We start from the raw sequence: 26121 nt of genomic DNA on the forward strand, positions 1-26121 counted from the left end.
GGGCGGGGTGGCTTGGGGGTGTTGAGGGGTGCGGCGGCCGCCTTGGGGGGGCGGGCGCCGCGGTGGGTTGGGTCAGGCGGTGCCGGTGGCGAGCGCCTCGGTCATGGCGGCGAGCACCACGTGGGTGGAAGCGGCGCCGGGGTCGACGTGGCCGATGGAGCGGGTGCCGAGCTTTTTGGAGCGGCCGCGGCGGCTTTCCATGTCGCGGGTGGCCTCCGCGCCGGCCTTTGCGCCCTCGGCGGCCGCCTGAAGCACGCCCAGGGCGTCCGCCCCGTCTTTGGCCGCCTTGCGGGCGGCTTCGGCGGCGGGTTTCCAGGCGTCGATCATGGTCTTGTCGCCGGGGGCCGCGCCGCCGCGGCTCAGGATGCCGTCCAGCATCCCCTCGACCCAGGCCGCGGTGGCCTCCGCGTCGAGGTTGAGCCGGTCGGCCACCGCCTTGCCGGCGGTGTTGAAGGCGGTGGCGTAGAGCGGCCCGGAGGAGGCGCCGACAGCGTCGAGGAACGCCTTGGCCGCCCGGGTGCAGGTCTGGCTGATGGTGTCCTCGGGTGTGGCGGCGGCGAGTTCGGCGCGCACCGCGGTCCAGCCGATGTCCATCGTCACCCCGTGGTCGCCGTCGCCGATCACCCCGTCGAGTTCGCTCAGGTGGTCCTTCTCACGGGCGATCGCCTCGCCGGCGGCCTGCATCATCGCCCGGAAGAGTTCCGGCGTGACCGTGCCGCCGGCCTCCAGGCTAGCGCGGTCGACGCTCTCGGCGCGGGCGGCGGCGGCGTAGTCGCGGGCCGTGCGGGTGGCGCCGGCGACCGGTGCGGGCGGGGCGCCGACGGTGAGCGCGGGCGTCCGGCAGGGGTGGTCGAGGAGGCGCTTGAGGTCCGTGTCGAGCTTCATCAGCGTCACCGAGGCGCCGGCCATCTCCAGCGAGGTGCAGTATTCGCCGACCCAGCTGTGGTGGATCGTCACCTGCCGTTCGGCCAGGATCTGCGCCACCCGGCGGTGGACCAGGTAGAGCTCCATCGGGCCGGTGGAGCCCAGCCCGTTGACCAGCACCGCGACCTCGTCGCCCGCCGCGAGGGGCATCTCGCCCAGGATCTTCTCCATCATCTCGTCGGTGACGCTGTCGGCGGTATCGACCTTGGCGCGGCGCATGCCGGGTTCGCCGTGCAGGCCCATGCCGATTTCCATCTCGTCGTCGCCGATCTCGAAGTTGGGCTTGAGCGTCTGCGGCATCGAACAGGCCGAGAGCGCCACGCCCATGGAGAGCGTCGCGGCATTGGCGCGGCGGGCGGCGGCCTCCACCTCGAACAGGGAGAGCCCCATGTCCGCGGCGGCGCCGGCCACCTTGAAGACGAAGAAGTCGCCCGCGATGCCACGCCGTTCGCCCGCCCGTTCCGGCGGTGCGGAGGCCACGTCGTCGATCACCGCGACCGAGCGGACGTCGATGCCGATCTCGGCGCATTCCTCCGCCGCCATGTCGAAGTTCAGCACGTCACCGGTGTAGTTTCCGTAAAGAAAGACCACGCCCGCGCCGCCGTCGGCGGCCATCGCGGCCTCCTTGATGTGCTCCGGGCTCGGCGAGGCAAAGACGTTGCCGACCGCCGCCGCATCCGCCAGCCCACGGCCCACGTAGCCCGCAAACGCCGGCTCGTGACCGGAACCGCCACCCACGACGATGCCCACCTTCCCGTCGCGCGGCCCATCCACCGCCACAACGGCCCGGCCCGTCTCGCCCTCCAGCCGCAAAAGGTCCGGATGCGCCGACAGCATCCCCTCGATCATCTCGGGAATGATCGCCTCAGGCGAATTCATCAGCTTCTTCGTCGCGTGATCCCGGGTCTCAGACATCTCTCTCCTCCGTCAGTCCATATGCGGTCGGTGAACTCCATGCATATTGCATGGACCGATTTGCCGTCACTCTCATGCTGATCCGGCCGCCGGATGTCGGCGGCCGGTTTGCGTGGATCCCCGGGCGCAATCCGAGGGGTCAGGTCAATATGTGCCGAGGCTCAGGCCTTCATGCGCTCGCGGGGCAGGATGCGCCGGAGATAGGCACGGTTCCGGCCGCTGATGCTCAGGCCGTCGCCGCCGTAGTTTTCGCACAGGAACGGGCTGTTGAAACCGTATTCCAGCGCTTTCCGGATTGCCGCCCGGTAGTTGATGACGCCGAATTCGAGCGGGATCGGTGCGGTCACGATGGCGCCGGTTGTCTCGTCTTCGGTGCGCAGGTAGTTCTTCACGTGCCAGTAGCGGGCGAAGGGCGCGACCTTCTCCATCATGGACCACCAGTGCTCCACCGGGCGGTGCAGGCGCACAAGGTTGCCGAGGTCGGCGCAGATGCCGACGTTCGGCAGGTCGACATCCTGGACGAACTCCACCGAGCTGTCAGCCGTGCCCATGTAGGTGTCTTCGTACATCTCAAGGGCCAGTTCGAGGCCGACTTCTGCCGCGTGCTTGCCGAGTTCCTTCACTCGGGACACCGCCAGGTTCCAGGTGTCCTTGTCGGCGGGAGCCTTGTCGCCATCGACGGTCCAGAACCAGAGAGCTTTCTGCTGCGCGGGCGTCAGCAGATCGAAGAAGCCGAAGCAGACCGACTGCGCGCCGATCTTGGCGGCGGTGTCGATCACCCGGTGGGCGTATTCAACGTGCTCGGCACCCTTCTCAGGGTGGATCAGGTTCTTGCGGGAGGTCGAGATGCCGGGAATGGTCAGGCCCTTGCCGTGCACGACCGACATGAATTCGTCGAGGCGGGAGTCGCTGAGGTCGGCGACCCGGAGCCAGGCATCGGTCGGGTCGAGCTCGGTGAAGCCAGCGTCCGCCACGTCTTCAAGAGTCGCAGCCCATTCTTCCGCGGACTGGTCCTGAACCGAACTGCCATCGGGCAGGGTGCCGGGATAGTTGATCATGGCGGCCGCGATGGGCCAGTTGGCGCGCGTGTAAAGCTGCGAAGAGGGTTCGTACGACATTATCTGGAGTCCTTGTGGTTCACATTTCGCGCGACGGCCCCGGCTTGGGTCGTCTGGCGGTTGCGGCGCGGCGGTGTCGGACCTGGCCGGCACAGGTGCTGTCGGGGGCGTTCGCGGGCGTCCGAAGTGCCGGAGCGACCGGGCGGACGCGGCGTCCGCCCCCGAAGGGCCGGGTCAGGGTTTCTGGCCGATCTCGAACCCGGCCGCGGCTTCGAGCGCGCGCACGATGGCGGAGTGGTCCCAGGCGATCCCGCCTTGTCCGACGCAGCCATTCCAGAGCGCATGCGTGGTCGCGGTGTTGGGCAGCGGAACGCCGAGCGAATAGCTTTCGGCCAGCGCGAGGTTGAGGTCCTTGCGGTGCAGCTCGATCCGGCCGCCCGGCTCGAAGTTTCGTTCGATCATCCGCTTGCCGTGGATCTGAAGGATGAGCGAGTCGGCCCAGCCGCCGGTCAGCGCGTCGCGGACCTTCCACGGGTCGGCCCCTGCTTTCGCAGCGAGCAGCAGAGCCTCGGCCACTGCTTCGATGGTGTTGCCGACGATGATCTGGTTGCAGATCTTGGTCATCTGGCCGATGCCGTTCGGGCCCACCAGCGTGACGTTCTTTCCCATCAGGTCGAGGAACGGCTTGGCCCGGTCGAAGGCTTCCTGATTACCGCCGCACATGATGGCAAGCGTGCCCGCCTCGGCGCCGACATCTCCGCCCGACACGGGGGCGTCGATGTATTCGCAGCCCAACTCGTTAATCTTGCTGGCGAATTTGCGAGTCTCGGCCGGAGCGATGGAGCTGTTGTCCACGACGATCTTGCCGGCGCTGAGGCCCTCGGCAATGCCACCTTCCATGAACAGGACTTTTTCGACGTCGGGCGTGTTGGGCAGCATCGTGAAGATCACGTCGGCCTTCTCGGCCACTTCCTTGGGCGTGCCGCAGACGACCGCGCCTCCCTCCACGAGTACGTCCGGCACCTTCTTGATGTCGCAGACGAACAACTCGTGACCACCCTTCTGGAGATTGGCAGCCATACGGCCACCCATAATTCCCAGACCAACAAAGCCGAGCTTGCTCACGATAGCCTCCCTTAGAAGTTTACTAGCTGGACAATGTGTCGTAAAAGGTCTGACAAATGTCAACGCCATCTCTGACAATTGACGAGAACAAAGGGGATATGGCACGTTTTGACGCAGGCATGGTGGGTGGCTTGCAACTGCGTGTCAGTCTTAAGTACCATCATTGTCAGGCCAAGGGAGGGGCTGCGAAAATGGATCGGCCATCGGTCAACAAGGAAACGCCCCTCGGCCGGCAAATCGCGGCCGCTCTCGGACGCGACTTGCTGTCCGGAGTATACCGTCCCGGCGACGTCCTCCCAACGGAGATCGAACTGTCCGAGCGTTTCGGTGTCAGCCGGGCGTCTGTGCGCAGCGCTCTGCAGTCCCTGGCGGCCTGCGGTATCGTGGAACGCTACGTCGGGCAGGGAACGGTCGCGCAGGAGTTCTCGGATTGGAACGTGCTCGATCCCGTCGTGACGGCGATGCTCGCGGACCATGATACACCCCATCCCGAACTGGTCCGTAGCATTTTCGAGTTCCGGTACACGGCGGAGCCGCTGATCGCGGCGGTCGCGGCGAAGAATGCGCGTGCGCGCGACCTCCTTGCGATGGAAGAGGCCTACGAGGGGATGGAGCAATGCGTGGTGTCGAACGGTTCGCGCCGGGGCAGCTTCACGGAGCATGACGTCAGCTTCCATGTGGCCATCTACCGGGCGACTCACAACACGGTTTGGGCGCACCTGGCGCACATCCTGCGCCCCGCCATCACCATCGTGGTGAAGCGAAGCAACGACACCACCGAAGAGCTTCGCGAAACGCTGCAGCGGCACCGTGAACTGATGGAGTACATTCGGCTGCGGGACCCTGCGCGCGCCTTCAGCGCCGCGCTCTGGGTCATGCAACTGACCGCCCATGACCTTGGCGTGACACCGGAATTCGGGATTGCGTCCGAGTCGGACGCGACGGACCCCTTGCGCGCGTTTTTCGCCGGGGGAAAAGAAAACTTGCAGGGCGGCACTCGAATGCAGCCGCCTGCGGAAGGTTCAAACGAAGACGAAACCCCATAATGGAGGAGAGACCCATGGGAAGATCTGTGACGAGACGTGCGTTTGCGGGGCTTTGCGGCCTGGCCGCGACAGCTATTACGGCAACGGCCATCGCGCCTACGCCCGCCATGGCGCAGGCCGAATACCAATGGACGTTCCAAACGTCCGAAACCGCTGGTGAGCCCCAGTTCAAACTGAAAGAAAAGTGGGCCGAGAACGTCAAGAAGATGAGCGGCGGCCGGATCGAGATCACGATTCTGCCGATCGGCGCGGTGGTGCCCCACAACCAGACGCTGGACGCCGTGGGCGCCGGCATCCTGCAGGGCCACTTGACCGACCCGAGCTACTTCTCCGGCAAGGACCCGGCATTCGGCATGATCGGCAACCTGGTCGGCGCCTGGGGCGACCCGCTGGAATTCGTCGAATTCCTGAAGCACGGCGGCGGTGAAGAAATCTACGCCAAGCTGGTCGAACCCTACGGGCTGCACCTGATCGGCGGCGCTGCGACCGGCGTGGAAGCGCTCGTCAGCTCCAAACCGATCCGTACGGTTGACGACCTGAAAGGCCTCAAAGTGCGCGCACCCGAAGGGATGGTCTACGACATCTTCACCAAGGCTGGCGCGACCCCGGTCAACCTGCCTGGCTCGGAAGTCTACACCTCGCTCGAGAAAGGCGTGATCGACGCGGCCGACTACACGGTCTTCGCCACCAACCACGCGCAGGGCATGCACGAATTCGCGAACTATCCCAGCTATCCGGGCTTCCACTCGGCGCCCATGATCGACATCTCGATCAACAAGCAACTCTGGGACAGCCTCTCCGAAGACCTGCAGGCGATCCTCGATACGTCCATCGACGCCTTCGCATTCGACACGCTGTTCGAGCTCAAGAAGCTCGACCTCGCGGCGGTCGAGGAAGCCAATGCCGATCCGAACATCGAGATCATCGACCTTCCGGCGGAAGAGCGGGCGAAATTCCGCAACATCGCTCGTGAAGAGTGGAAGACCTGGGCCGACAAGAACGAGATCACCGCGGAATACTACGAAGCTGTGACCGAGTTCCTGACCTCCCGCGGCCTGATGTAGGTCAAACCAACGACGGGCGCGGGGAGGACGGAGACGTCCCTCCCGCGCCACTCTTCTTCACGACGTTCGCCAGCGGCCGCAACCGCGTATCGCCCGAAGGTACATCCAATGAAAAAAACACCCGACACGGTTCCCGTGGGCGTGTCGCCCGGGGAACCTGCGCCGCCGCGCAATCCCGAACCTACGCCGATAACCTGGCTGGACCGCATCATTGCGCGCTGCAGTACAGCGGTCGGCTGGCTCGCCTTCGTGGCAATGGCCATCTCCGTCTACGAAGTCTTCATGCGCTATGCGCTGCATTCGCCCACGTCCTGGGTGCACGAAACCACCGTCATGTTGATCGCGATCATCTTTGCGTTCGGTGGCCCGATTGCCCTGGCGCGGAACAAGCACATCCGTGTTCGCTTCGTATATGACAACGTCGGCCCGAAAGGACGGTATGTCCTCGACCTGATCAATGGTGTGCTGACGCTGATCTTCACCTTCGGTATCTCCTACGCCGCCTGGGTCATGTTCTGGACCGCCTCGCACAATCCGACCGGGGCCTGGCAGCTGGAACGGTCCGGCACCTCCTGGAACCCGCCGTTCCCGGCGCTGATCAAGGCGGTGATCCTGTTCGCCGTCGCGCTGATGATGGTGCAGGCGATACTTCACCTCATTCACACCCTGCGCCACGGCCCGGACTACTCGGCCGAGACGACAGACATGGAGGGCAACTGACATGGGCGGTCTCGGCATGAGTGCCATGGGTATCGAGGCAGGTACCTATATCCTGGTCAGCAGTATCTTCCTGCTGCTTCTGACTGGTCTTCCCCTGGCGTTCGTCACCGGCCTGGTGGCGATGGTCTTTACCTTCGGCTGGTTTGGACCCAACGCGCTGCCCCTCATCACCGGGCGGATTTACGGGTTCATTACGGAATATTCCCTTGTCGCGGTGCCAATGTTCGTCTTCATGGCGTCATTGCTCGACAGGTCGGGGATCGCGAGGGACCTATTCATATCCATGCGGATCCTCGCCGGGCGCCTTCCCGGCGGCGTCGCGGTGCAGACGATCGTCGTCGCATTCTTCCTGGCCGCAATGTCCGGGATCATCGGTGGGGAAATCGTGCTGCTTGGGGTGCTCGCCCTGCCGCAGATGCTTCGGTTGGGGTACGATAAGAGTATCGCCATCGGTGTTGTCTGCGCCGGCGGCTCGCTTGGGACAATGATCCCGCCGTCGATCGTACTCATCATCTATGGCCTGATCGCCAGCGTCTCGATCGCGGACACCTTCGCCGCCGCCGTGACCCCCGGCATCATCCTGATGGTGTCCTACGTCGCGTACGTGCTCTTCCGCTGCTTGCGCAACCCGGAGCTCGGCCCGCCGCTGCCCGACAGCGAACGGCTGCCGAAAGGCGAACGCGGCAAGGTCATCTTCACGGGTATGTTCTGGCCGGTCATCATCATCGGCACAGTGCTGGGGACGATCTACGGCGGTATCGCCTCCGTTACCGAAGCCGCGGCGATGGGCGTGATGGGCGTGCTCGTTGCGACGCTGTTCCGCGGAGAGTTCTCGACGAGGCTCCTGCGGGAAGGGGCGCAGCACACGATCGACACCTGCGGCATGATCATCTGGATCGGCATCGGGGCGGCGATCCTGGTAGGCGTCTACAACCTGATGGGCGGCAACCGCTTCGTCTCCGCCTCCATCCTGGGGCTGGACGCCTCGCCTACCGTCATCATTGTGGTCATGATGGTGATCCTCGGCATTCTGGGTCTGTTCCTGGACTGGATCGGGATCGCGATGCTGGCATTGCCAATCTTTGTGCCGATCATTGTCGAACTCGGCTACGACCCGGTGTGGTTCGGCGTCCTGTTCGCGATCAACATGCAGGTCTCGTTCCTCAGCCCGCCGTTCGGCCCGGCCGCCTTCTACCTCAAGGGCGTGGCCCCGCCGGAGATCTCTCTGGGCGACATCTTCAAGTCGCTGCTGCCGTTCATCGGGATCCAGATTGCTGTCTTGACGCTTCTGGTTGCCTTCCCGGAAATGGCGCTGTGGATCCTGGACTGACACTGGCATCACAGTTGCAGCAGAAACAAAGCGGGGCCAATCGGCCCCGCTTTTTCGTTTGCGGCGGGTGCGCGAGCTCTGGTGAACGATGCCGTGTGTCCTTCCTTGGCCACTTGGCTTTGACGTCGCAGACTCCCGCTGGGCCGTAGAGGGGCCATTTCAACGTCACCGGGATATTTGCGAAATACTGCATCCTCCGGTTGAACGAAGTTGCGCAAATCTTGGGCAAAAAGTCGATTTCTATTGATCAAACCGCTTTGGGCGCTGTTTCATGACCAAGAGGGAGGAGGCCGGCCGCGCGTTGGCCGGGTGCCGCATCGTGGCGGATTCTCCCGATATTCCCGGTACCTGTGCGCGCCGGGTCAGGTTGATCCTGAAGCATCTAGGGAGGAAAACAATGATCCGTACAACAGCTCTGCTTGGCGGGACTGCCATGTCGCTCGCGCTCTCGGCGCTCACTGCGCAGGCCGACAGTATCCGTTTTTGGACGACGGAGATTCAGCCCGCGCGCCTTGAGCGGCAGCAGGCCATGGCGGAGCAATTCACGGAGCAGACGGGTATCGACGTGGAGGTCATTCCCGTCGAGGAGAACGAACTCTCCACGCGCGCGACGGCTGCCTTCGCGGCGGGGGACCTGCCGGACGTGATCTATCATCCGCTGTCCTACGCGCTGCCCTGGGTCGAGGCGGGGATTCTTGATGCCGAGGCCGCGACCGAGGCGATCGAAGACCTCGATCCGGCGACCTTCGCGTCGGGCACCCTCGAGATGGCCCGCACGGAGGATGGCTGGGCCAGCGTTCCCTCCGACGGGTGGACGCAGATGATCATCTACCGCAAGGACCTATTCGACGAGGCCGGGCTGGAGCCGCCGACCACCTACGACACCGTGCTGGCCGCGGTCGAAGCGCTTCACAACCCGCCTGAGATGTACGGGTTCGTTGCCGCCACCAAGGTCGACGACAATTTCATGAGCCAGGTGCTGGAGCATGTGTTCCTGGCCAATGGCGTTTCGCCCGTTGGTGAGAACGGCTTCGAGCCACTGGACGTGGACAAGACGACAGAGGTGCTCGACTTCTACAAGGCGATTGCGGACGCTTCGCCCGCCGGCGAGCTGTACTGGAAGCAGTCGCGCGAGATCTACTTCGCGGGCAACGCGGCCATGATCATCTGGTCGCCGTTCATTCTCGACGAGCTTGCGGGCCTGCGCGACAGCAACCCGCCCACGATCAACGATGATCCGACCAGCACCGAGCTCGCGTCGCTCTCCGGCGTCGTGACAACGTTTGCCGGACCCTCGAACATGGATGGCGCTGCCTGGTCTAGCACCAACCTCTTCGGCATAACCAACGACGCCGACACGGAAAGTGCGATCGACTTCGTGAAGTTCTCGATGGACGAGGGCTATACGGAGACGCTGGCCATTGCACCCGAAGGCAAGTTTCCCGTGCGCAAGGGCACGGCAGAAGAGCCCAGCAAGTTCTCCGATGCCTGGGCGGAACTGCCGGTCGGTGTGGACCGCACGGCGCCTCTGTCGGAGCTTTATGCGCCGGAGATCATCGAGGAGATCGTTGCCGGTCTCGACGTGGCGCAGCGGTGGGGCGTGAAGGAGGGTCAGCTCGCGCTGGCGTCCAAGATGGTCAACTCACAGGCCATCAACCGCCTTGTCCGGGAGTACATCGACGAACAGCGAGATGCGGCTGCGACGGTCGAGGCCATGAATGAGGAACTGGGCAAGATCCAGTAACCGCTCCGGGCCGTGCGCCCGGCGCAAATCTGCCGGCGGCGTTCCGCGCCGTCGGCGGCAAACGGAGAGCACCATGACAGCCGCAGTCCCTCCCAAGGGCACCGGCCCGCTCGCCCGGCGCGAGGCGCGTCTGGCCTGGGGCCTTCTGTTCCCGACAATCTTCAGCGTGGCCGCAGTAATCATCCTGCCGCTGATGTCGATCTTCTGGATTTCGTTCAAGCCCATCGAACTGGCAGACCTGCGCCCACCGGCGCCGGTGGTGCGCGAATCCCTACGGGGCCGTCCGGCCGCGGCGGGGGACATGGCGGAGGTCGAATACAGGCTGCGTAACTCCAGCCAGCAGGAGGTGATCTCCGGCGTCACCCTGTCGGACGCCTGGCCCCCAGGTGTGACGCTGGTCGGAGATCTGCCGGAGGGATGCGACCTTACGGGGCAAAAGCTTTTCTGCGACTTCGGCGACATCGATCCCGGCTTCAGCGACCGCTTCCGCGTCGAGGTGCAGGTGGGGCAGGCGTTCTTCGATTGGGGCGGTGATCCGGAGGACAGCGAACCCGTCGTCACCGGCAGCGCCCAAAATGTGCTGACCAACGCGGATTTCACGTTGGAGAACTTTCACCGCATCTTCGACGGCGGGGAGTTCTGGTCGGTCCTCGGCGTGACCCTGGCCTATACGATCTTCGGCACAATCGGAGCACTGGTTGTCGGCCTCTTCGCCGCAATGCTGCTGAACCGCGAGTTTCGGGGGCAAGGTGTTCTACGCGGCCTCTACCTGTTTCCCTACGTGGCCCCGGTGATTGCCGTGGCCTTCACCTGGGTGACGCTCTTCGACCCGACCTCCGGCTCCGCCAATGAGCTGTTCGTCCGGATGGGGCTGACGGACACCGGCATCAACTTCTTCGGCCAGCGGCCGCTGGCGCTCATCATGGTGATCCTGTTCGAGATCTGGCGCTACTTCCCGCTCTCGTTCCTGTTCATCCTGGCGCGCCTGCAGTCGATAGACGACGACATGTACGAGGCGGCCGACATGGACGGGGCCTCTCCCTTCCAGAAGTTCTGGTATCTCAGCCTGCCGATGCTGCTGGGGATCCTGTCCGTCTTGTTCCTGCTGCGCTTCATCTGGACCTTCAACAAGTTCGACGACATCTTCCTGCTGACGGGGGGTAGCGCGGGCACGCGGACGCTGACGGTGAACGTCTACGAACAGGCCTTCGCCGTCTCCAATATCGGGGCAGGGGCCGCGGTCGCGGTGGTGATCTTCGGCATGTTGCTGCTGTTCTCGATCTTCTTCTTCAAGTTCATCAGCCGGGAGGAGGGGTTGTGATGCGCAGCCGACGGAAGTCCATGCCGTACACCTCTGTTCCGACGGGATGGAGGGTACCATGACGTCTCTCAGGCAGGGCCGGTTTGTCGCCCCGATCATAGGCATTCTCTGGCTTCTGGTGATCGCGACCACGGTCGCGGTGGCCATGTCCTTCGCCACGGGCGCCGCGTTCCGGCCGGCGCTGGCGGGGTCGGTCCTGATCGGGGCCGGGCTCGGGGTGGCGGCACTTGCCGTGGGCAACGTCTGGGCTCTGATCGGCGGCGGCACCGTCGCTGCCTTTTTGCTGACCCTCGCCGGGTTCGGCGCGGTACAAGTGGGCGAGGGCGTGGGCCTAGGCGGCATTCTGCTGGCGTCGGTGCTGACGGGCATAGGGGCGGGCTGGCCGCTGCATTCGATGCTGGACGGTCATCCTGTGGGCGACCTGACCCGGCACGAGTTCGAGGAGGTCGTGATCCGCTTCCTGACGGGCTTCGGCTATGTCTTCTTCACCGCCATCGTGGTCATTCCGTTTTATGTGATGGTCATGACCTCGCTGAAGTCGCAACAGGCGCTGCTCGCCAACCCGCTCGACTTCACCGTTGACCTCGGGGCGGGCTGGGACTTGTTCCGCAGCTACCGCGAGCTGTTCCAGGACTTCCACTTCGGCTCCTACCTCTGGACGTCGTTTTACGTCTCCGTCCTGACGGTGCTCATCACGCTCCTTTTCTCCGTCCCGGGGGCCTATGCGGTGGCGCGGCTGCGCTTCACCGGGCGGGCCGCATTCTCCCGCTCGATCCTGCTCATCTACATGGTACCGATGATCGTGGTCGCCCTGCCGATCTACATTGCCTATTCCGTCACCGGGCTGCGCAATACCATCCTGGGCATCGTGCTCATCTATCCGGTCACCACGATCCCGGTGTCTCTCTACATGTTGCAAGGCTACTTCCGGGGCCTTCCGTCGGAGGTGGAGGACGCCGGGTTGATGGACGGCCTCTCCCGCCTGCAGGTGATCTGGAAGATCACGCTGCCGCTCAGCCTGCCGGCGCTGGCATCGGTCTCGCTTTACGTCTTCATGATCGCGTGGAACGAGTTCCTGCTGGCCTTCATGCTGCTCGATGACCCGTCGAAATTCACGCTTACCCGGGGGGTGGCGATGCTGAATTCCTCCGAGGTGCCGCGACAGCACCTGATGGCGGGAGCGGTGATCGCTACGGTGCCGATCATGGTGCTGTTCCTGGGGCTGGAGAAGTTCATGACCCGCGGGCTGACCGCCGGCTCGGTGAAAGGCTAGGGCATGAGCGTCGCCGAAACGGATGCCGCGGCCCGGGAGATCCTGCGCGCCAACGACCGCGGGCGTTATACGGTCCCGACGGATATTCTCTACCCCTTCCAGTGGAACTGGGACAGTGCCTTCGCCGCCTGGGGGTTCGCCAGTTTCGACGTGCCGCGCGCCTGGGTGGAGCTGGAGACGCTCCTGTCCCACCAGTGGGAGAACGGCATGGTGCCGCACATGATCTTCCACGAGGAAGCGCCTGGCTACTTTCCAGGCCCCGGCGTCTGGGGGGTGAAGCGCAGCCCTCCCACCTCCGGCATCACCCAACCGCCGGTAGCCGCGACGCTGGCGCGCTCAATTCTGGTCGCCGATCCGGACTACGGGCGGCCACACATGGAGGCCATCTTTGACAAGCTCTTGCGCTGGCACCGATGGTTCATGACCGAGCGGGCGGAGCAGGGGATGATCGCGGTGACCCACCCATGGGAGACCGGCCGGGACAACGCGGCCGACTGGGACGCGGCGATGGCTCGGGTCGATACCTCCGGCGTCGGCTCTTACAAGCGACGCGACCTCGAGGAGGTGGCCGCCGAGCAGCGTCCGACCAAGGCCGAGTACGACCAGTATCTCGCCATGGTCTACTTCGGCCGCGACTGTGGCTGGGACGAGACGGAAATCCGTGCGAACGGGCCGTTCCGCGTGGCTGACGTGGGCATGACCTTCATCCTGCTGCGAGCCTGCCGGGACCTCCTCGTGCTGGCACAGGAGTTCGGCAGGCCTACGGATGAAATTGCCGGCTGGATCGAAACCCTGGAGCAGGGCGCGCGCAACCACTGGAACCCGGCGGGCTACTACGACTCCGTCGATCTCAGAACAGGTGCCTTCACCAACGCCCCCGGCAGCGCGAGTTGCCTCTGCTGGTACGCAGGCGTCGACGATGCGCGCATGTTGGAGCGCCTTGGCCGCTTCCGTTCCGCGGTGCGCTATACCGTGCCCTCGCTGGACCCCAGTCACCCCGGCTTCGCGCCGACGCGGTACTGGCGTGGTCCGGTGTGGGTGGTGATGAATGCGCTCGTCGGCGCAGGCCTTGCGGAGATGGGATACGTGGGAATGGCGGAGAGGGTCCGCAGCGACACCGCCAACGTCATCACCCGCTCCGGATTCTACGAATATTTCAGTCCGCTCGACGGGGCGCCGGCGGGCGGCGGGCGATTCACCTGGACGGCCGCCGTCTGGCTCGCCTGGGCCTCGCCTCATGCCAAAGGGAGAATGATCTGATGGGCTCGATCACGTTGGAGGCCGTCGAAAAGTGGTTCGGCGACGTGCAGGTCATCAAGGGCGTGGACCTTGAAATCAAGGACGGCGAATTCGTGATCTTCGTCGGCCCGTCCGGATGCGGCAAGTCCACGCTGCTTCGGATGATCGGCGGGCTGGAGGAGACGTCGCGCGGGCGTATCCTGATCGACGGCGCGGACGTGACCGCCCAGCCCCCCGCCAAGCGGGGGCTGACGATGGTGTTCCAGTCCTATGCGCTCTACCCGCACATGTCGGTGGCCGAAAACATGGGCTTCAGCCTGAAAACCGCGGGCGCACCAAAGGCGGAGATTGCCGAGAAGGTGACCCATGCGGCGCAGGTTCTGAAGTTGGAGCCCTATCTCGAACGGCGCCCGAAAGACCTGTCCGGCGGGCAGCGGCAGCGCGTGGCCATCGGACGCTCCATCGTACGGGATCCAACGGCGTTCCTCTTCGACGAACCGCTGTCGAACCTCGATGCCGCACTCAGGGTGGAGATGCGCTACGAGATCGCCAAGCTACACCAAACGCTGAACACCACGATGATCTACGTCACGCACGACCAGGTGGAGGCGATGACCCTGGCAGACCGGATCGTGGTGCTGGAGGCCGGCAGGATCGCCCAGATCGGCTCGCCCAAGGAACTCTACGAGCATCCCGGCAACCTCTTCGTCGCGCAGTTCATTGGCTCGCCGAAGATGAACATTCTGCCCTGCCGGACGGAGGGAGGGCGGTTCCACCTCGAAGGCGGCCGTGGCGGGGCGTACCCCCACAGCACGCCCGCGGCCTTCATCGGTGTTCGGCCGGAACACATCTCCATTGCCGAAACAGGCGCGGGGGCCTGTGACGGCGTGGTGGATGTGGTGGAATATCTTGGGGCGGACACGTTTCTGATCATCGACGCGGGGCCGCTCGAAAAGATCACGGTGCGCGTCTCGTCGGAAGATGGGCACCGGCCTGGAGACCGGGTGGGCCTGGTCTTCGACGCTCGATGGCAGCTCTTCTTCACCGAGGATGGGTTGGCGGTCACGGGGTGAAGGGGCAGGTGGGCTTTTTCGGATAGAACACGTAGCGGCGTTTTGGATGTGGATCGACGGCCCACGCATGGTCGGCCGTCGATCTTTTTTTATAGCTATTTAAGGTTCCAGATGGGTTTCCTGAGCCGTCACCTCAAGCCAATTCCCGAGACGCGGCCTGAATCCTGCGGTGCCCAGCCTCGCCGTGCCAGAAGCCATTTGAGAAGGGCGCGGTCATCTCGATGCCGTCGAACCGGGCCTGCGCCTCGTCCGGGCCGATCGTGCCCGTGCGGAGAGAGTCGAACACGGTGGCGACGGCAACCATATCGGCCTCCTGCGGCAGCAGGCGCAGGTCGGTGACGCCCATGCGCGCCATCTCGGGAACCTCGGCAAATAGGTTCACGTAGGAGTGCGACTGCGTCTGGATTCCGTTCACCCGCAGGAACGCCTCGCCGTTCCGGGTGTCCAAAGGCAAACCGTCGGCGTGTTCTTCACACACGAACTGGCAGTTGTCCTTCGTCCGCCCATAGGCCCGCGCGTGGTAGCAGCGGGCCGAGGTGGCGAGCCCCGCGCGGCCGAAGACCTGCACTTCAAGGCCGATGCCCAGTTCCGCCGCCCGCGCCGCCATTGCCTCGACCGATGCCGACGGCATTTCCACCGGCACCGTCACATGCGTGGCGCCCCGGTCGGCCAGGTGGGACATCGTCTGTTCGTTGTAGACATTCAGGAACGGCCCGATCCGGTGGGCCCGGCCGGCCGGCAGATGAAACAGGCCGGCGGCGTTGTTGATCTCGATCTCGAACGGCCCGTCCTGCGCCAGGTCGCGCTCCGCGTTCCGTTCGCGTTTGAGCATGACTTCCGCCAGCCCACACACCACGACCCGCTTGCCCCCGCGCTCTAGGCGTTCGGCGGTGGCCTCGATATGCTGGTCGAAGAACGGTTGGCGTTTGGAGCAGATCACTTCGCCTAGGTAGACCGTATCCACCGGGGCCTCATCGGCGATGCGGGCGTAGAAGTCCTGCTTCTTCTCGGCGGACCAGAAATAGTGAATCGGTCCGATCGTCAGTCTCGGGGTCATGATGTCACCGCCATTTCTTGGTCTGGAACGCGCCTTCGGTCTGCTTCTGGCCCTCTGTCAGGGCGGCAAGGTCCGCCAGGGCAGGCGCGCGACCGGCGCGGATATCGTCGACGGCTGCGCGGAAGGCTGCGACGACTTTCTTGACGTAAGCCCGGCTGCGTTGCCGCCCCTCGATCTTGAAGGCATTCACGCCAGCGTCCATCAACTCCGGCAGCAGCCGCGACAGGTTCAGGCTGATCGGCTCCTCGAAGGCATAATAGCCTTCCGGATGTGCCTCGTTACAGTAGCGGCCCTTGCAGATCGTGGGATAGCCCGCGCTCTCCTGCGGGTCGAACCGGTCGATGGTGAAGGGGCCGAGCCGGCTCGACATGCTGCCATCCGGATCGCGGCGGTATTCCACGAGGTGCGCGGGGGAGCAGACGCCGTCCATATTGGTCGACAGGCCGGTGGCATAGTTGGTCAGCGAGCACCGCCCTTCGACCATGAGCCCATGGTTGCCGAAGATGAACGTCTCGATCTCGCACGGGATCTCCTTCTTGATCTCGCGGATCTCCGGGATCGTCAGGATGCGCGGCAGCACCACCCGCTTCACCCCGAATTCCCGGACGTAATAACGGATTGCGTCCGGGCTGGCCGCGGCCGCCTGCACAGAGAGGTGGAGCCGGACGTCAGGGTGTGACTCGGCGATATAAGCGGCCACCCCCATGTCGGCGACGATGAAGGCATCGACGCCGAGCTGTGCGCCCAGGCCGGCCGCGTCCCGCCAGAGATCGAAGTTCCCGGCCGCCGGATAGGTGTTGAGTGCCAGCAGGACGCGCGAACCGCGTTCGTGCGCATATTGCACAGCTTTGCCAAGCTCTTGCGACGTGAAGTTGAGGCCCGGAAAGTTCCGTGCATTGGTCGCGTTCTGAAAGCCGCAATAGATCGAGTCCGCTCCCGCGTCCACGGCCGTCCGCAGGGATGCGGGCGTGCCGGCGGGGCAGACGAGTTCACCTGCCGTCATTCTGTCATTCCGTCGTTGTGATCGTTGGTGTCGGCGAGCCCGCGCAGTTGGGACAGGGCGAACCGCCCCGGCGCGCCGAACATTTTCGCCACGTCCTCCGCGATGGAGCCCTCCACGTCGTCAAGGGCGTTGCGCAAGGTGACAACCGCCTCCGTGTCGCCAGAGATGACGAGTTCGCGCGAGAAAAAGATCGCGTCTCCGTCTACATCTGCATCCAACAGCCGGAGGAGCGTAAAGACATCACCGGCGATATGGGCCCGGTGTGGCGGCAGGCGGTCCTTCCGCACCGCCCGAAGCAAGAGCGCCCGCGGGTTTGGCCGTAGATGCAACGCCAGCGGCAGGTCCGTCAGGTCGATGACGAAATCGGTCCGTTGGTGCGGACCGAGCCGATCGAAGAGTTCCGGGTGCAGGCGGGCGACGCGACGCACGATCCGGTAGAGCACCGGTTGCAGCGGCAGGAGCGGGACGGGCAGGTCGGCAAGGGCCGGCAGCGGCCAGGGGCGGCGGGATGTCTCGAGATCGGATGTCAACATAAAGCGCAGGTACCACAATGGGTTGGGCGGAGCCGCTGGGGCGCCCGCCGTACCGTGCGGGGGCGTTCCACGACAGGTCCGATCTACGCCTCCACTCCCGGGGGAACAATGGACAAGATGTATCAGCAAGGGGGTTTGCCAATAGGCGCGGGGTTACGCGGCCTTCTCTGCCTCGACAAATGCATCCGCCGCGGCTTCGAAAGCCAGGAGGATGGAGGCATGGCGGTTCTTGAACTCCCGCGCGGGCAGAAGCACTTCCAGATCCGTGAACGGCGCGTCGGGCACGGGGCCATCCTGCCGCAGCATCGCCGAAAGCTGATCCCGCGCGCGCTCGATGTCCGCCCGACCGCAGCCGATGACATGCGCTCCCAGAACCGACGCCGATGCCTGCCCAAGCGCGCACGCCTTCACGTCCTGCGCGAAATCGACGATACGGCCTTCGCGCACCAACAGGTCGACCGTGACCGTCGAGCCGCACAACGGCGCCCGCTTGCGCACGGTGGCAGTCGGCCGGTCCAACCGGCCCAGATGCGGGATGTCAGCGGCCAAGCTCAGGATACGTCCTGAATAAAGCTTGACGAGATCGAGATCGCTGGCCATGTCGTTTCCTCTGACGCGCGTATCCCAATAGATAATCCCCGACGCGCGAAATGCAAAGGAGCATCCTATGGCCTTTGATCCGCAGAGCCTGCGCTTCAACGCACAGGGGTTGATCCCCGCGATCGCACAGCAGGACGGTACCGGGGAGGTGCTTATGATGGCGTGGATGAACGCCGAGGCTGTAACGAAGACGCTTGAGTCTGGTCGCGTAACCTACTGGTCCCGCTCCCGCAAATCGTTCTGGGTGAAGGGTGAAACCTCAGGCCACGTCCAGGAACTCGTGGAGATGCGCGTGGACTGCGACCGTGATTGCTTGCTGCTCATCGTCCGCCAGACGGGGCCGGCCTGTCACACCAATCGCCGGAGCTGCTTCTACACCGCGGTGCAATCCGGCGAGGAAGTTGAAATCCTGACGCCAATCGATTGACGTTTCAGAGTTTTCAGGGTGTCGTCAGGCCGACAATCTCTCGAATGTCGTGCGGCGAAAGCCCCTGATCGCGATAAGCTGAAATTGCCCGAGCGTCATCGCGTTTTGCCAGGCGTTTCCCGGTTTCGTCCCGGATCAGCTTGTGATGCTGATAGGCCGGCACCGGCAGGTCGAGCAGGCGCTGCAGGACGACATGGATGGCTGTCGCCTCGAACAGATCCTGACCGCGGACAACATGGGAGATGCCTTGCGCGGCATCATCTATCACCACGGACAGGTGGTAGGACGTGCCCATGTCGCGGCGCGCTAACACAATATCCCCGACGCAGTCGATAAGGTGCACAGCGGAGCAGGACACTCGGCCAGTTTCGCCGTCGGGTCCGCTGCCGTTCTCGTTAAACTCAATTTTATCAATAAACTGCACTGCCTTCCTCATGTCGAGGCGCAATGCCTCGCCCGGGAGAGCGCCGATCCGATCGCCGTGACGGCAGGTACCGGGGTAAACGATGCCGTCGGGGCCTATGGGAGGGGCGCTGCCTTCCTGCGGCGCACTAGCGGCCTCCAGGATGTCGCGCCGGCGGCAGGAGCACGGGTAAAGCAGGCCGCGCTGCCAAAGGCGCTCCAACGCGGTCCGGTACACGTCGAGCCGTTCCGACTGACGCATCACCGGTACCGGCCAGTCGAGGCCGAGCCAGTGCAGGTCGTCATAGATCTGCGCCTCCCACTCCGGACGTGCGCGGCTCCGGTCAATGTCCTCAATCCGTAGGAGGAATTGCCCACCGGAGGCTTGTGCCAGCTCGTGTGCAAACATCGCCGAATAGGCGTGGCCAAGGTGCAGAGGTCCGGTGGGCGAAGGAGCGAAGCGCGTTCTCACGGGCGGGCGGTCACCCCGTGCGTTTCACGTTACTCTGGTGGATGATGAGCCACGCCAGGATGATGAACATCGGATGGGTCAGCCCGCCGCTGAAGATGATGGCGGGCACCCAGATCAGAAAAACCACGATGGATGTGATCGGCCAGCCGGCGAGCAGGATTGACAGGGGCGGCAACAGGATAGCGAGCAGGTAGTTCATCGATGGGTCCTTCCAGTCAGTCTGCCGTGGCGGGCTGGGGCTCGAACGAGGTCAGCCACTCGCGCCAGGCGGCCTTGGCACGGTCTGTATAGATTTTGTAGCGCTCCTTGCGCCCCTTGCGACCGCCTCGGGCCTCGACAGGTCGAAAAAGTCCGAAATTGACGTTCATCGGCTGGAACGTCTTGGCGTCCGCCCCGCCGGTGATGTGGCTGAGCAGCGCCCCCATGGCGGTGTCTTCAGGCACCTGTGGCAGCGTGCGCCCCTGAACCTCTGCCGCGGCCATGCGCCCGGCAAGCAGGCCCATCGCAGCGCTCTCCACGTAGCCCTCGACACCGGTGATCTGGCCGGCAAATCGAATGTGTGGCTTCGAGCGGAGGCGCATTTGCGCGTCGAGCAGCGTGGGCGAATTGATGAAGGTGTTGCGATGGATCCCGCCGAGCCGGGCGAAGCGTGCATTCTCCAGCCCCGGAATCATCCGAAACACCCGGGTCTGCGCCCCGTGCTTCATCTTCGTCTGGAACCCGACGATATTATAAAGCGTGCCCAATGCGTTATCACGGCGCAGTTGAACCACTGCGCAAGCTTTCTCGTCCGGCTTGTGGCTGTTCGTCAGCCCCACGGGCTTCATCGGGCCATGCCGCAATGTCTCCCGCCCGCGCTCCGCCATGACCTCGATCGGGAGGCAGCCGTCAAAATACTGCGCCGTCTCCCCGGGGCGGAACTCAGTTTTCTCGGCATCCAGCAGCGCGTCGATAAAGGTGTCGTATTGCTCGCGCGTCATCGGGCAGTTGAGATAGGCCGTGCGCTCTTCCTCCGTCTCGCCCTTGTCGTAGCGGGACTGCATCCAGGCAACGTCCATATCGACGGAATTGAAATGGACGATGGGGGCGATGGCGTCGAAGAAGGCAAGGCTCTGTTGACCGGTTTCGGCGGCAATGGCTTCGGCGAGCGCTCCAGAAGTCAATGGGCCCGTTGCGATGATAACAGGGCCGGCGTCGGGGCCGGGCAGGGCGGCGATCTCGTCTTCGACCACCTCAATCAGTGGATGCGACCGCAGCCGGCGTGTGATTTCCTCGGCGAACGCCTCCCTGTCGACGGCCAGCGCTCCACCCGCGGGCAGGGCGTGGGTGTCGGCGGTGGAGATGATTAGGCCACCAGCCGCACGCATCTCCCAATGCAACAGACCCACGGCGTTGTTCTCGTCGTCGTCGGACCGGAAGGAGTTGGAGCAGACCATCTCCGCGAGATTGCCCGTGCGGTGGGCGAACGTGCCAACCTTGGGCCGCATCTCGTGGAGCACCACGGGCACGCCGGCCTGCGCGGCCTGCCATGCGGCTTCGGAACCGGCCATGCCGCCGCCAACGATGTGAATTGCGCGTTTCATGGGGGCGATCTAGGGGATCGCGCGCTCGTTTGGAAGAAGCCCGAAAAAAGAAAGTGGAATTTCGCGCTCAGTTCGACCGCGCAATCTCGAATTCTTCACGGAAGATGTCCTCGAGCTCCTCAACCGAAACCGGCTGTCGCAAGTGCGACCCGCGAACTTCGGGGGGCTTCCTGCGGCTCCGGGCCGGGGGGGCAGTCGGCGTTTCGGGGACGACGACGGTGGGCGGTTCTGCCTGCCGGCGGACTGGCGTGCGTTTCGCGTAGTTTCGCGGATCGGTTTCGGCGTAGGTCAGGATGAGGGCAGCGATCAGGGCAAGGTCGCGCCAGAACCCGCCGAGCTCGCTCGCCATTCCCAGTTCGAGCATTTTGACGTAGCTCGAACAGAATGTGAGGATACCCAGGGTGAGCGCCGCGCCGCGCAACCACACGCCGATCATCACGAGATAGGCCAGGGCAAAGACAAGCGCACCGCCAGCCAGACGCGCCGCGTCGATCGGAATGAAATGGGCGAACAGGGGTGTCAGATCCGTGCCGGGAATAATGCCGATTGCGCCCGCCAGGAAATAGGACGCAATTACAATACGGAGCATATTCTGCACCGCGGAACTCAGAACCACTCTGTCCCTCGTAATGAAATACATAGGCTTGGCCCTGCGTTGCGCCGCTTTCGGGGCATCTAGCGAGCTGTCTTTCATGCAGCAATCCCCTGACGACAATTCCGGCTCTCTGGGCAGAATCGTGCCGAACTACGGCTAACAGAGGGTTAAAAAGGGGAAATAAAGGTGAATGAATGTGTTCACATCCGGCGACAGATTGTTTCCATGTGGCCAGATAATGGCGGGGCAGGCCGCCTGTCTCACAAGGACATGGGCCTGCCCCGATGCAATTGGGGACACATTGGCGCCCCCAATTTGGCAGATTCAATCAATCCTCGGCATGCTCGCCGTCGCTGTCTTCCAGCGCTTCGGACTCCGCCCCCTGTTCAGCAATGCGGGCGACCGAAACCACTTTCTCTCCCTCGGCGGTGTCGAAGACGCGCACCCCCCCGGCTGTGCGAGAGCGGAAAGAGATGCCCTCAACCGGGCATCGGATCGACTGGCCGGTGGATGTGGCTAGCATGATTTGGTCATCCGGATCGACCGGGAAGCAGGCCACCAGCGGGCCGCCCCTCATGGCACGGTCCATGGCCGTCACGCCGATGCCGCCGCGGCCGCGCACGGGGTAGTCGTGGCTCGAGCTGATCTTGCCTGAGCCGCCGGAGGTGATGGTCAGGATGAGATCCTCGGCCGCCGACATCTCGGCGTATCGCTCCGGGGAGAGCTGCCCGGCTTCCACCTCGACCTCGTCCTCATCGACCTCGGCTTCCTCGGTGGCACCGGCAACCAGGCGACGCTGTTTGAGGTAGGCCGCGCGCTCCTGCGGGCTGGCCTCGAAATGGCGAATGACCGACATGGAGACGACGCGGTCCCCATTGTTCAGGCGGATGCCCCTTACGCCCACGGACGCACGACTGTTGAAAACGCGAACGTCGGTTGTGGGGAACCTGATCGCGCGGCCGGAATCCGTGACGAGCATGATGTCGTCCTCTTCCGAACAGATGCGCGCGTTGATGAGGTGGGTGTCCTCATGCTCGCCCTCGAATTTCATCGCGATCTTGCCGTTGCGCATGACGTTGGTGAAATCCGACAGTCGATTGCGCCGGACGGTGCCCGCGTCGGTGGCAAAGACGATCTGAAGGTCGCCCCAGGCATCTTCCGGCCGATCCACCGGCATGATGGCGGCGATGGAGACGCCCGTGGGGATCGGCAGGATATTGACGATGGCCTTGCCGCGGGCGCCGCGCCCTCCGGAGGGCAGGCGCCACGTCTTGAGCTTGTAAGCCATTCCATCGGTGGTGAAGAACAGAAGCTGCGTGTGGGTGTTTGCGACGAACAGGGTCGTGACCACGTCGTCGTCCTTGAGCCCGCCACCAGACAGACCCTTGCCACCCCGCCGCTGGGAGCGGAAGTCGCTAAGCGGCGTGCGCTTGATGTAGCCGGACTGGGTGACCGTTACCACCATGTCTTCGCGCTCGATGAGGTCCTCGTCCTCCATGTCGCCGGCCCATTCCGCAATTTCGGTGCGGCGCGGTACAGCGAAGAGCTCTTTCACTTCCTTCAGCTCGTCGGCGATGATCCCCATGATCCGGTCCCGGGAACGCAGGATCGCGAGGTACTCCAGGATCTTGCCCGCCAACTCCTCCAACTCGTCGGTGACTTCCTTCACGCCCATCGCGGTGAGCCGCTGGAGACGCAAGTCTAGGATGGCACGGGCCTGGGTTTCGGACAGGTTGTAGGTCCCGTCCTCGTTCATCTTGTGGGTCGGATCGTCGATCAGCCGGATGTAGTCGGCAATATCTTCTGCCGGCCAGCGGCGGGTCATCAGCCGTTCGCGGGCCTCAGCGGGGTCGGCGGAGCTTCGGATCGTCGCGACGACCTCGTCCACGTTCGAGACCGCGACGGCGAGTCCGCAGAGGATATGGCTGCGTTCCCGTGCCTTGCGGAGTTCGTACGCGGTGCGCCGCGCCACGACTTCCTCGCGGAAGTCGATGAAGGCGGTCAGGAACTGGCGCAGGGTAAGCTGCTCCGGCCGGCCGCCGTTGAGCGCCAGCATGTTGCAGCCGAAGGACGTCTGCATCGGTGTAAAGCGGTAAAGCTGGTTCAGCACCACGTCCGGTGTCGCGTCGCGTTTCAGTTCGACCACGACGCGCACGCCGATGCGGTCCGACTCGTCCTGAACGTGGGCGATGCCCTCGATCTTCTTGTCGCGGGCCATCTCGGCGATCTTCTCGATCATCGTGGCCTTGTTCACCTGGTAGGGGATCTCGTCCACCACGATGGCATAGCGGTCTTTGCGGATTTCCTCGATGCGGGTCTTTGCCCGCAGAATGACGGAGCCGCGCCCTTCCATATACGCCTTCCGCGCGCCGGAACGGCCGAGCATCACGCCGCCGGTCGGAAAATCGGGGCCAGGGACGTATTCGATCAGGTCCTCGGTCGACAGGTCCGGGTCTTCGATCAGGGCAAGCGTCGCGTCCACCACCTCGCCCAGATTGTGCGGCGGAATATTCGTGGCCATGCCAACGGCGATACCGCCGGCGCCGTTGACCAGCATGTTGGGGAACCGCGCCGGCAGGACGGTGGGTTCCCTGTCCTTGCCGTCGTAGTTGTCCTGAAAATCGACCGTGTCCTTGTCGATGTCGGCCAGCAGGAAGGCGGCGGGTTTGTCCATCCGCACTTCGGTGTAGCGCATGGCTGCGGCCTGATCGCCGTCCATCGAGCCGAAGTTGCCTTGGCCGTCCAGCAGCGGCAGGGACATGGAGAAGTCCTGCGCCATCCGCACCAGCGCGTCATAGATCGCAGAGTCGCCGTGGGGGTGGTATTTCCCCATCGTGTCGCCAACCGGACGGGCCGACTTGCGATAGGGCTTGTCGTGCGTGTTTCCGGTCTCGTGCATCGCGTAGAGGATGCGCCGGTGCACCGGTTTCAATCCGTCGCGAAGGTCCGGAATCGCGCGCGCAACGATCACGCTCATGGCGTAATCGAGGTAGGAGGTCTTCATCTCCTCCGCGATGTCGATCGTCGGCCCGTCGTAGGTCGGGCGTTCCGGGCGGGCTTCTTCTTCGTTTTCAGGGGGTTCGGGTGTATCGGTCATTCTCTGCCTGCGATTTGGGCGCACCGCTATATTTTGTTGGCGCATCATAGCCGATCCGCGAGATCGGGTGCAATGGTCGCGGCGAAAAACCCTTGGCAGCCGGGGTGTCCCAGTGCCACCAGATTGTTTTCTTTGCCGAACGTATCGAAGGCGGCATCATTTATCCACAGGCGCGTTGCAGGAGCAAAATGATGTCACGAGAAACAGAGTTGATGCTGGCCGGGTACGGGCTCACAACGGCGGAGATGTTCTATCGCATGCCGGATTACCAGAACGTCCTGAACACCTTCATCTGGCAGGATTACGACCTGGCACCGGATCACCCGAAGCTCTTCCGCTTCATCGAGTTCTGGCAGGAGGAGATCGAAGGGCCGCTGCATTCGGTTCGCTTCGTTCATCGCAAGCAGATCTCGCCCGGAGAATGGCGCAACGTTCGCGGCGAATTCATCCTGCATTGACGGCACGGGCGCGCGCGTCAGGCCCGGCGCCACGCGAGCAGCCAAAGCACGATCAGCCCGAGCGACAGAAGCACGTTGTAGTTGGCGAAGCTGAGCCCGAGGATCGAATAGGAGATCTCGTCGCACTGCACCACGCCAACGGTAAAGTCCGTGCTCAGCAGGTCCTGCCCGGACAGCCCGGACAGGTCCTGTCCGCCGGTGCAGTCGGTCGGCCCGGCCCAGAGCTTCCGTTCGACCCCGCTGTGATAGATCGCCAGGCCAATGCTCACCGTGGCGACCAGCGCGCCGGCGGCAATCACAAGGCGTTTCGGCCAGATCAGCGCCAAGGCCGCCAGCACCACCAGAATGGCGTGCGGCCAGCGCTGAAGGATGCAAAGGTGGCACGGCAGGATCGCCATCACGTATTGAAAGAAGAACGCTCCGGCCAAGCTCGCAACCGAGCCTGCAAGGGCGAGAGCAAGGGGCAGTCTGGGGCTCACAGGTACCTCACCATGTAGGCGCCGCCGACGAGCAGCACGACGAACGCGGTCAGGACAAGTCCGAGCCGCTTCTCGATGAATTCACGCACCGGCGGGCCGAATTTCCACAGCAACGCCGCCACCAGGAAGAACCGTCCGCCCCGGGCGATGATCGAGGTTATCATGAAGGTCCAGAAGGGCATCCCCGTCCAGCCGGACATGATGGTGATGACCTTGTAGGGGAACGGTGTCAGCCCAGCGATCAGCACGGCCCAGAAGCCGAAATCGTTAAACCGCGTGTTGAAGGCTTCCATCTTGTCTGCCTTGCCGAGGTGCTCCAGTATGGGTCGGCCCACCTGTTCGAAGGCAAAGGCGCCGATCGCATATCCGAACATGCCCCCCAGCACGGACGCGACCATGGCCACCAGCGCAATACGGAAGGCGCGGTGGGGCGTGGCGAGGATCATGGGGATCATCAGCAGGTCCGGCGGGATCGGAAAGAAGGAGCTTTCGATAAATGCCACAGCCGCCAGAGCCCACATCGCGTGTTTTCCGGCTGCCAAGGAGATCGTCCAGTCGTAAAGTCCGCGTAGCAAGGGCCGAG

General features: G+C 64.0%; 25 protein-coding genes. 11 read left to right on the forward strand and 14 right to left on the reverse strand.

Annotated elements, in window-relative coordinates:
- Positions 1 to 72: 72 nt before the first annotated feature.
- From dhaL to BM075_RS11450, 3 genes are all read right to left on the reverse strand, one after another.
- A complete protein-coding gene (dhaL, locus tag BM075_RS11440) occupies positions 73 to 1839 on the reverse strand; it encodes a dihydroxyacetone kinase subunit DhaL (RefSeq protein ID WP_093359998.1) in 1767 nt (588 codons plus the stop codon).
- Between the two features lie 161 nt (positions 1840 to 2000).
- A complete protein-coding gene (locus BM075_RS11445; RefSeq protein ID WP_093360827.1) occupies positions 2001 to 2957 on the reverse strand; it encodes a sugar phosphate isomerase/epimerase family protein in 957 nt (318 codons plus the stop codon).
- A gap of 174 nt (positions 2958 to 3131) precedes the next feature.
- Positions 3132 to 4022, reverse strand: coding sequence for a 2-hydroxy-3-oxopropionate reductase (locus BM075_RS11450; RefSeq protein ID WP_093360828.1), 891 nt, complete (start codon positions 4020 to 4022; stop codon positions 3132 to 3134).
- A 98-nt stretch (positions 4023 to 4120) separates the two neighbouring features.
- Between BM075_RS11450 and BM075_RS11455 the strand changes: the two genes are divergently transcribed.
- The 9 genes from BM075_RS11455 (at position 4121) to BM075_RS11495 (ending at position 14832) form a co-directional block, all read left to right on the forward strand.
- Positions 4121 to 5068 carry a FadR/GntR family transcriptional regulator gene (locus BM075_RS11455; RefSeq protein ID WP_218152851.1) on the forward strand — a complete coding sequence of 316 codons (948 nt, stop codon included), beginning with the start codon at positions 4121 to 4123 and terminating at the stop codon, positions 5066 to 5068.
- Between the two features lie 14 nt (positions 5069 to 5082).
- The gene (locus tag BM075_RS11460; protein ID WP_093360830.1) at positions 5083 to 6132 is read left to right on the forward strand and encodes a TRAP transporter substrate-binding protein; all 1050 of its coding nucleotides are present in this window, start codon (positions 5083 to 5085) and stop codon (positions 6130 to 6132) included.
- A 108-nt stretch (positions 6133 to 6240) separates the two neighbouring features.
- The gene (locus tag BM075_RS11465) at positions 6241 to 6852 is read left to right on the forward strand and encodes a TRAP transporter small permease subunit (protein WP_093360831.1); all 612 of its coding nucleotides are present in this window, start codon (positions 6241 to 6243) and stop codon (positions 6850 to 6852) included.
- Position 6853: 1 nt separating this feature from the next.
- Positions 6854 to 8182 (forward strand): TRAP transporter large permease, encoded by a 1329-nt coding sequence (locus BM075_RS11470; RefSeq protein ID WP_218152852.1) that lies wholly within the window; start codon positions 6854 to 6856, stop codon positions 8180 to 8182.
- A gap of 397 nt (positions 8183 to 8579) precedes the next feature.
- A complete protein-coding gene (locus tag BM075_RS11475; RefSeq protein ID WP_093360832.1) occupies positions 8580 to 9926 on the forward strand; it encodes an ABC transporter substrate-binding protein in 1347 nt (448 codons plus the stop codon).
- Positions 9927 to 9999: 73 nt separating this feature from the next.
- Complete coding sequence (locus tag BM075_RS11480) at positions 10000 to 11247, forward strand: sugar ABC transporter permease (RefSeq protein WP_093360833.1); 1248 nt, start codon at positions 10000 to 10002, stop codon at positions 11245 to 11247.
- Between the two features lie 58 nt (positions 11248 to 11305).
- A complete protein-coding gene (locus tag BM075_RS11485) occupies positions 11306 to 12520 on the forward strand; it encodes a carbohydrate ABC transporter permease (protein WP_093360998.1) in 1215 nt (404 codons plus the stop codon).
- Between the two features lie 3 nt (positions 12521 to 12523).
- On the forward strand, positions 12524 to 13780 hold the full coding sequence (locus BM075_RS11490; protein ID WP_093360834.1) for an MGH1-like glycoside hydrolase domain-containing protein: 1257 nt from the start codon (positions 12524 to 12526) through the stop codon (positions 13778 to 13780).
- Complete coding sequence (locus BM075_RS11495; RefSeq protein WP_093360835.1) at positions 13780 to 14832, forward strand: ABC transporter ATP-binding protein; 1053 nt, start codon at positions 13780 to 13782, stop codon at positions 14830 to 14832. Before BM075_RS11490 ends, BM075_RS11495 begins: the two co-directional genes overlap by 1 nt.
- A 133-nt stretch (positions 14833 to 14965) precedes the next feature.
- Here BM075_RS11495 and ubiV read toward each other — a convergent pair whose 3' ends face one another.
- The 4 genes from ubiV to BM075_RS11515 form a co-directional block, all read right to left on the reverse strand.
- Positions 14966 to 15889: a ubiquinone anaerobic biosynthesis protein UbiV gene (gene ubiV, locus BM075_RS11500; RefSeq protein WP_093360836.1), complete on the reverse strand. Its 924-nt coding sequence runs from the start codon at positions 15887 to 15889 to the stop codon at positions 14966 to 14968.
- Positions 15890 to 15893: 4 nt separating this feature from the next.
- Positions 15894 to 16892, reverse strand: a complete 999-nt coding sequence (gene ubiU, locus BM075_RS11505) for a ubiquinone anaerobic biosynthesis protein UbiU (protein WP_093360837.1) — start codon at positions 16890 to 16892, stop codon at positions 15894 to 15896.
- Positions 16889 to 17425 carry a ubiquinone anaerobic biosynthesis accessory factor UbiT gene (gene ubiT, locus BM075_RS11510; RefSeq protein WP_093360838.1) on the reverse strand — a complete coding sequence of 179 codons (537 nt, stop codon included), beginning with the start codon at positions 17423 to 17425 and terminating at the stop codon, positions 16889 to 16891. The genes ubiU and ubiT overlap by 4 nt, the downstream gene beginning before the upstream one ends.
- Before the next feature lie 153 nt (positions 17426 to 17578).
- Positions 17579 to 18025 (reverse strand): iron-sulfur cluster assembly scaffold protein, encoded by a 447-nt coding sequence (locus BM075_RS11515; protein ID WP_093360839.1) that lies wholly within the window; start codon positions 18023 to 18025, stop codon positions 17579 to 17581.
- 67 nt (positions 18026 to 18092) lie between these two features.
- Here BM075_RS11515 and hisI point away from each other — a divergent pair, with 67 nt between their 5' ends.
- A complete protein-coding gene (hisI, locus tag BM075_RS11520) occupies positions 18093 to 18452 on the forward strand; it encodes a phosphoribosyl-AMP cyclohydrolase (RefSeq protein ID WP_093360840.1) in 360 nt (119 codons plus the stop codon).
- Positions 18453 to 18465: 13 nt separating this feature from the next.
- Here hisI and gluQRS read toward each other — a convergent pair whose 3' ends face one another.
- The 5 genes from gluQRS to gyrA all read right to left on the reverse strand — a co-directional run bounded on the left by gluQRS (position 18466) and on the right by gyrA (position 24601).
- Positions 18466 to 19326: a tRNA glutamyl-Q(34) synthetase GluQRS gene (gene gluQRS, locus BM075_RS11525; RefSeq protein WP_093360841.1), complete on the reverse strand. Its 861-nt coding sequence runs from the start codon at positions 19324 to 19326 to the stop codon at positions 18466 to 18468.
- Positions 19327 to 19336: 10 nt separating this feature from the next.
- Positions 19337 to 19525, reverse strand: coding sequence for a hypothetical protein (locus BM075_RS11530; protein ID WP_093360842.1), 189 nt, complete (start codon positions 19523 to 19525; stop codon positions 19337 to 19339).
- A 16-nt stretch (positions 19526 to 19541) separates the two neighbouring features.
- Positions 19542 to 20909, reverse strand: a complete 1368-nt coding sequence (gene trmFO / locus BM075_RS11535) for a methylenetetrahydrofolate--tRNA-(uracil(54)-C(5))-methyltransferase (FADH(2)-oxidizing) TrmFO (RefSeq protein WP_093360843.1) — start codon at positions 20907 to 20909, stop codon at positions 19542 to 19544.
- Between the two features lie 67 nt (positions 20910 to 20976).
- The gene (locus BM075_RS11540) at positions 20977 to 21498 is read right to left on the reverse strand and encodes a hypothetical protein (protein WP_143089863.1); all 522 of its coding nucleotides are present in this window, start codon (positions 21496 to 21498) and stop codon (positions 20977 to 20979) included.
- Positions 21499 to 21832: 334 nt separating this feature from the next.
- Positions 21833 to 24601: a DNA gyrase subunit A gene (gene gyrA / locus BM075_RS11545; protein WP_177208318.1), complete on the reverse strand. Its 2769-nt coding sequence runs from the start codon at positions 24599 to 24601 to the stop codon at positions 21833 to 21835.
- A gap of 188 nt (positions 24602 to 24789) precedes the next feature.
- On the opposite strand from gyrA, the gene BM075_RS11550 reads away from it, so the two are divergent.
- Positions 24790 to 25059: an usg protein gene (locus tag BM075_RS11550; RefSeq protein ID WP_093360999.1), complete on the forward strand. Its 270-nt coding sequence runs from the start codon at positions 24790 to 24792 to the stop codon at positions 25057 to 25059.
- Between the two features lie 17 nt (positions 25060 to 25076).
- Here the strand turns inward: BM075_RS11550 and BM075_RS11555 are convergent, their stop codons facing one another.
- Positions 25077 to 25538 (reverse strand): disulfide bond formation protein B, encoded by a 462-nt coding sequence (locus BM075_RS11555; RefSeq protein ID WP_093360846.1) that lies wholly within the window; start codon positions 25536 to 25538, stop codon positions 25077 to 25079.
- On the reverse strand, positions 25535 to 26113 hold the full coding sequence (locus BM075_RS11560) for a YqaA family protein (RefSeq protein ID WP_093360847.1): 579 nt from the start codon (positions 26111 to 26113) through the stop codon (positions 25535 to 25537). The genes BM075_RS11555 and BM075_RS11560 overlap by 4 nt, the downstream gene beginning before the upstream one ends.
- Positions 26114 to 26121 lie beyond the last annotated feature (8 nt).

This window comes from Tropicimonas isoalkanivorans (genome assembly GCF_900112335.1).
In the GTDB taxonomy this organism is placed as follows: Bacteria; Pseudomonadota; Alphaproteobacteria; order Rhodobacterales; family Rhodobacteraceae; genus Tropicimonas; species Tropicimonas isoalkanivorans.

Coding starts and splice junctions, on each gene's coding strand:
- dhaL (WP_093359998.1), bottom strand. CDS start 1,839: ATGTCTGAGACCCGGGATCACGCGACGAAGAAGCTGATGAATTCGCCT.
- BM075_RS11445 (WP_093360827.1), bottom strand. CDS start 2,957: ATGTCGTACGAACCCTCTTCGCAGCTTTACACGCGCGCCAACTGGCCC.
- BM075_RS11455 (WP_218152851.1), top strand. CDS start 4,121: ATGGCACGTTTTGACGCAGGCATGGTGGGTGGCTTGCAACTGCGTGTC.
- BM075_RS11460 (WP_093360830.1), top strand. CDS start 5,083: ATGGGAAGATCTGTGACGAGACGTGCGTTTGCGGGGCTTTGCGGCCTG.
- BM075_RS11465 (WP_093360831.1), top strand. CDS start 6,241: ATGAAAAAAACACCCGACACGGTTCCCGTGGGCGTGTCGCCCGGGGAA.
- BM075_RS11470 (WP_218152852.1), top strand. CDS start 6,854: ATGGGCGGTCTCGGCATGAGTGCCATGGGTATCGAGGCAGGTACCTAT.
- BM075_RS11475 (WP_093360832.1), top strand. CDS start 8,580: ATGATCCGTACAACAGCTCTGCTTGGCGGGACTGCCATGTCGCTCGCG.
- BM075_RS11480 (WP_093360833.1), top strand. CDS start 10,000: ATGACAGCCGCAGTCCCTCCCAAGGGCACCGGCCCGCTCGCCCGGCGC.
- BM075_RS11485 (WP_093360998.1), top strand. CDS start 11,306: ATGACGTCTCTCAGGCAGGGCCGGTTTGTCGCCCCGATCATAGGCATT.
- BM075_RS11490 (WP_093360834.1), top strand. CDS start 12,524: ATGAGCGTCGCCGAAACGGATGCCGCGGCCCGGGAGATCCTGCGCGCC.
- BM075_RS11495 (WP_093360835.1), top strand. CDS start 13,780: ATGGGCTCGATCACGTTGGAGGCCGTCGAAAAGTGGTTCGGCGACGTG.
- ubiV (WP_093360836.1), bottom strand. CDS start 15,889: ATGACCCCGAGACTGACGATCGGACCGATTCACTATTTCTGGTCCGCC.
- ubiU (WP_093360837.1), bottom strand. CDS start 16,892: ATGACGGCAGGTGAACTCGTCTGCCCCGCCGGCACGCCCGCATCCCTG.
- ubiT (WP_093360838.1), bottom strand. CDS start 17,425: ATGTTGACATCCGATCTCGAGACATCCCGCCGCCCCTGGCCGCTGCCG.
- BM075_RS11515 (WP_093360839.1), bottom strand. CDS start 18,025: ATGGCCAGCGATCTCGATCTCGTCAAGCTTTATTCAGGACGTATCCTG.
- hisI (WP_093360840.1), top strand. CDS start 18,093: ATGGCCTTTGATCCGCAGAGCCTGCGCTTCAACGCACAGGGGTTGATC.
- BM075_RS11530 (WP_093360842.1), bottom strand. CDS start 19,525: ATGAACTACCTGCTCGCTATCCTGTTGCCGCCCCTGTCAATCCTGCTC.
- trmFO (WP_093360843.1), bottom strand. CDS start 20,909: ATGAAACGCGCAATTCACATCGTTGGCGGCGGCATGGCCGGTTCCGAA.
- BM075_RS11540 (WP_143089863.1), bottom strand. CDS start 21,498: ATGCTCCGTATTGTAATTGCGTCCTATTTCCTGGCGGGCGCAATCGGC.
- gyrA (WP_177208318.1), bottom strand. CDS start 24,601: ATGACCGATACACCCGAACCCCCTGAAAACGAAGAAGAAGCCCGCCCG.
- BM075_RS11550 (WP_093360999.1), top strand. CDS start 24,790: ATGATGTCACGAGAAACAGAGTTGATGCTGGCCGGGTACGGGCTCACA.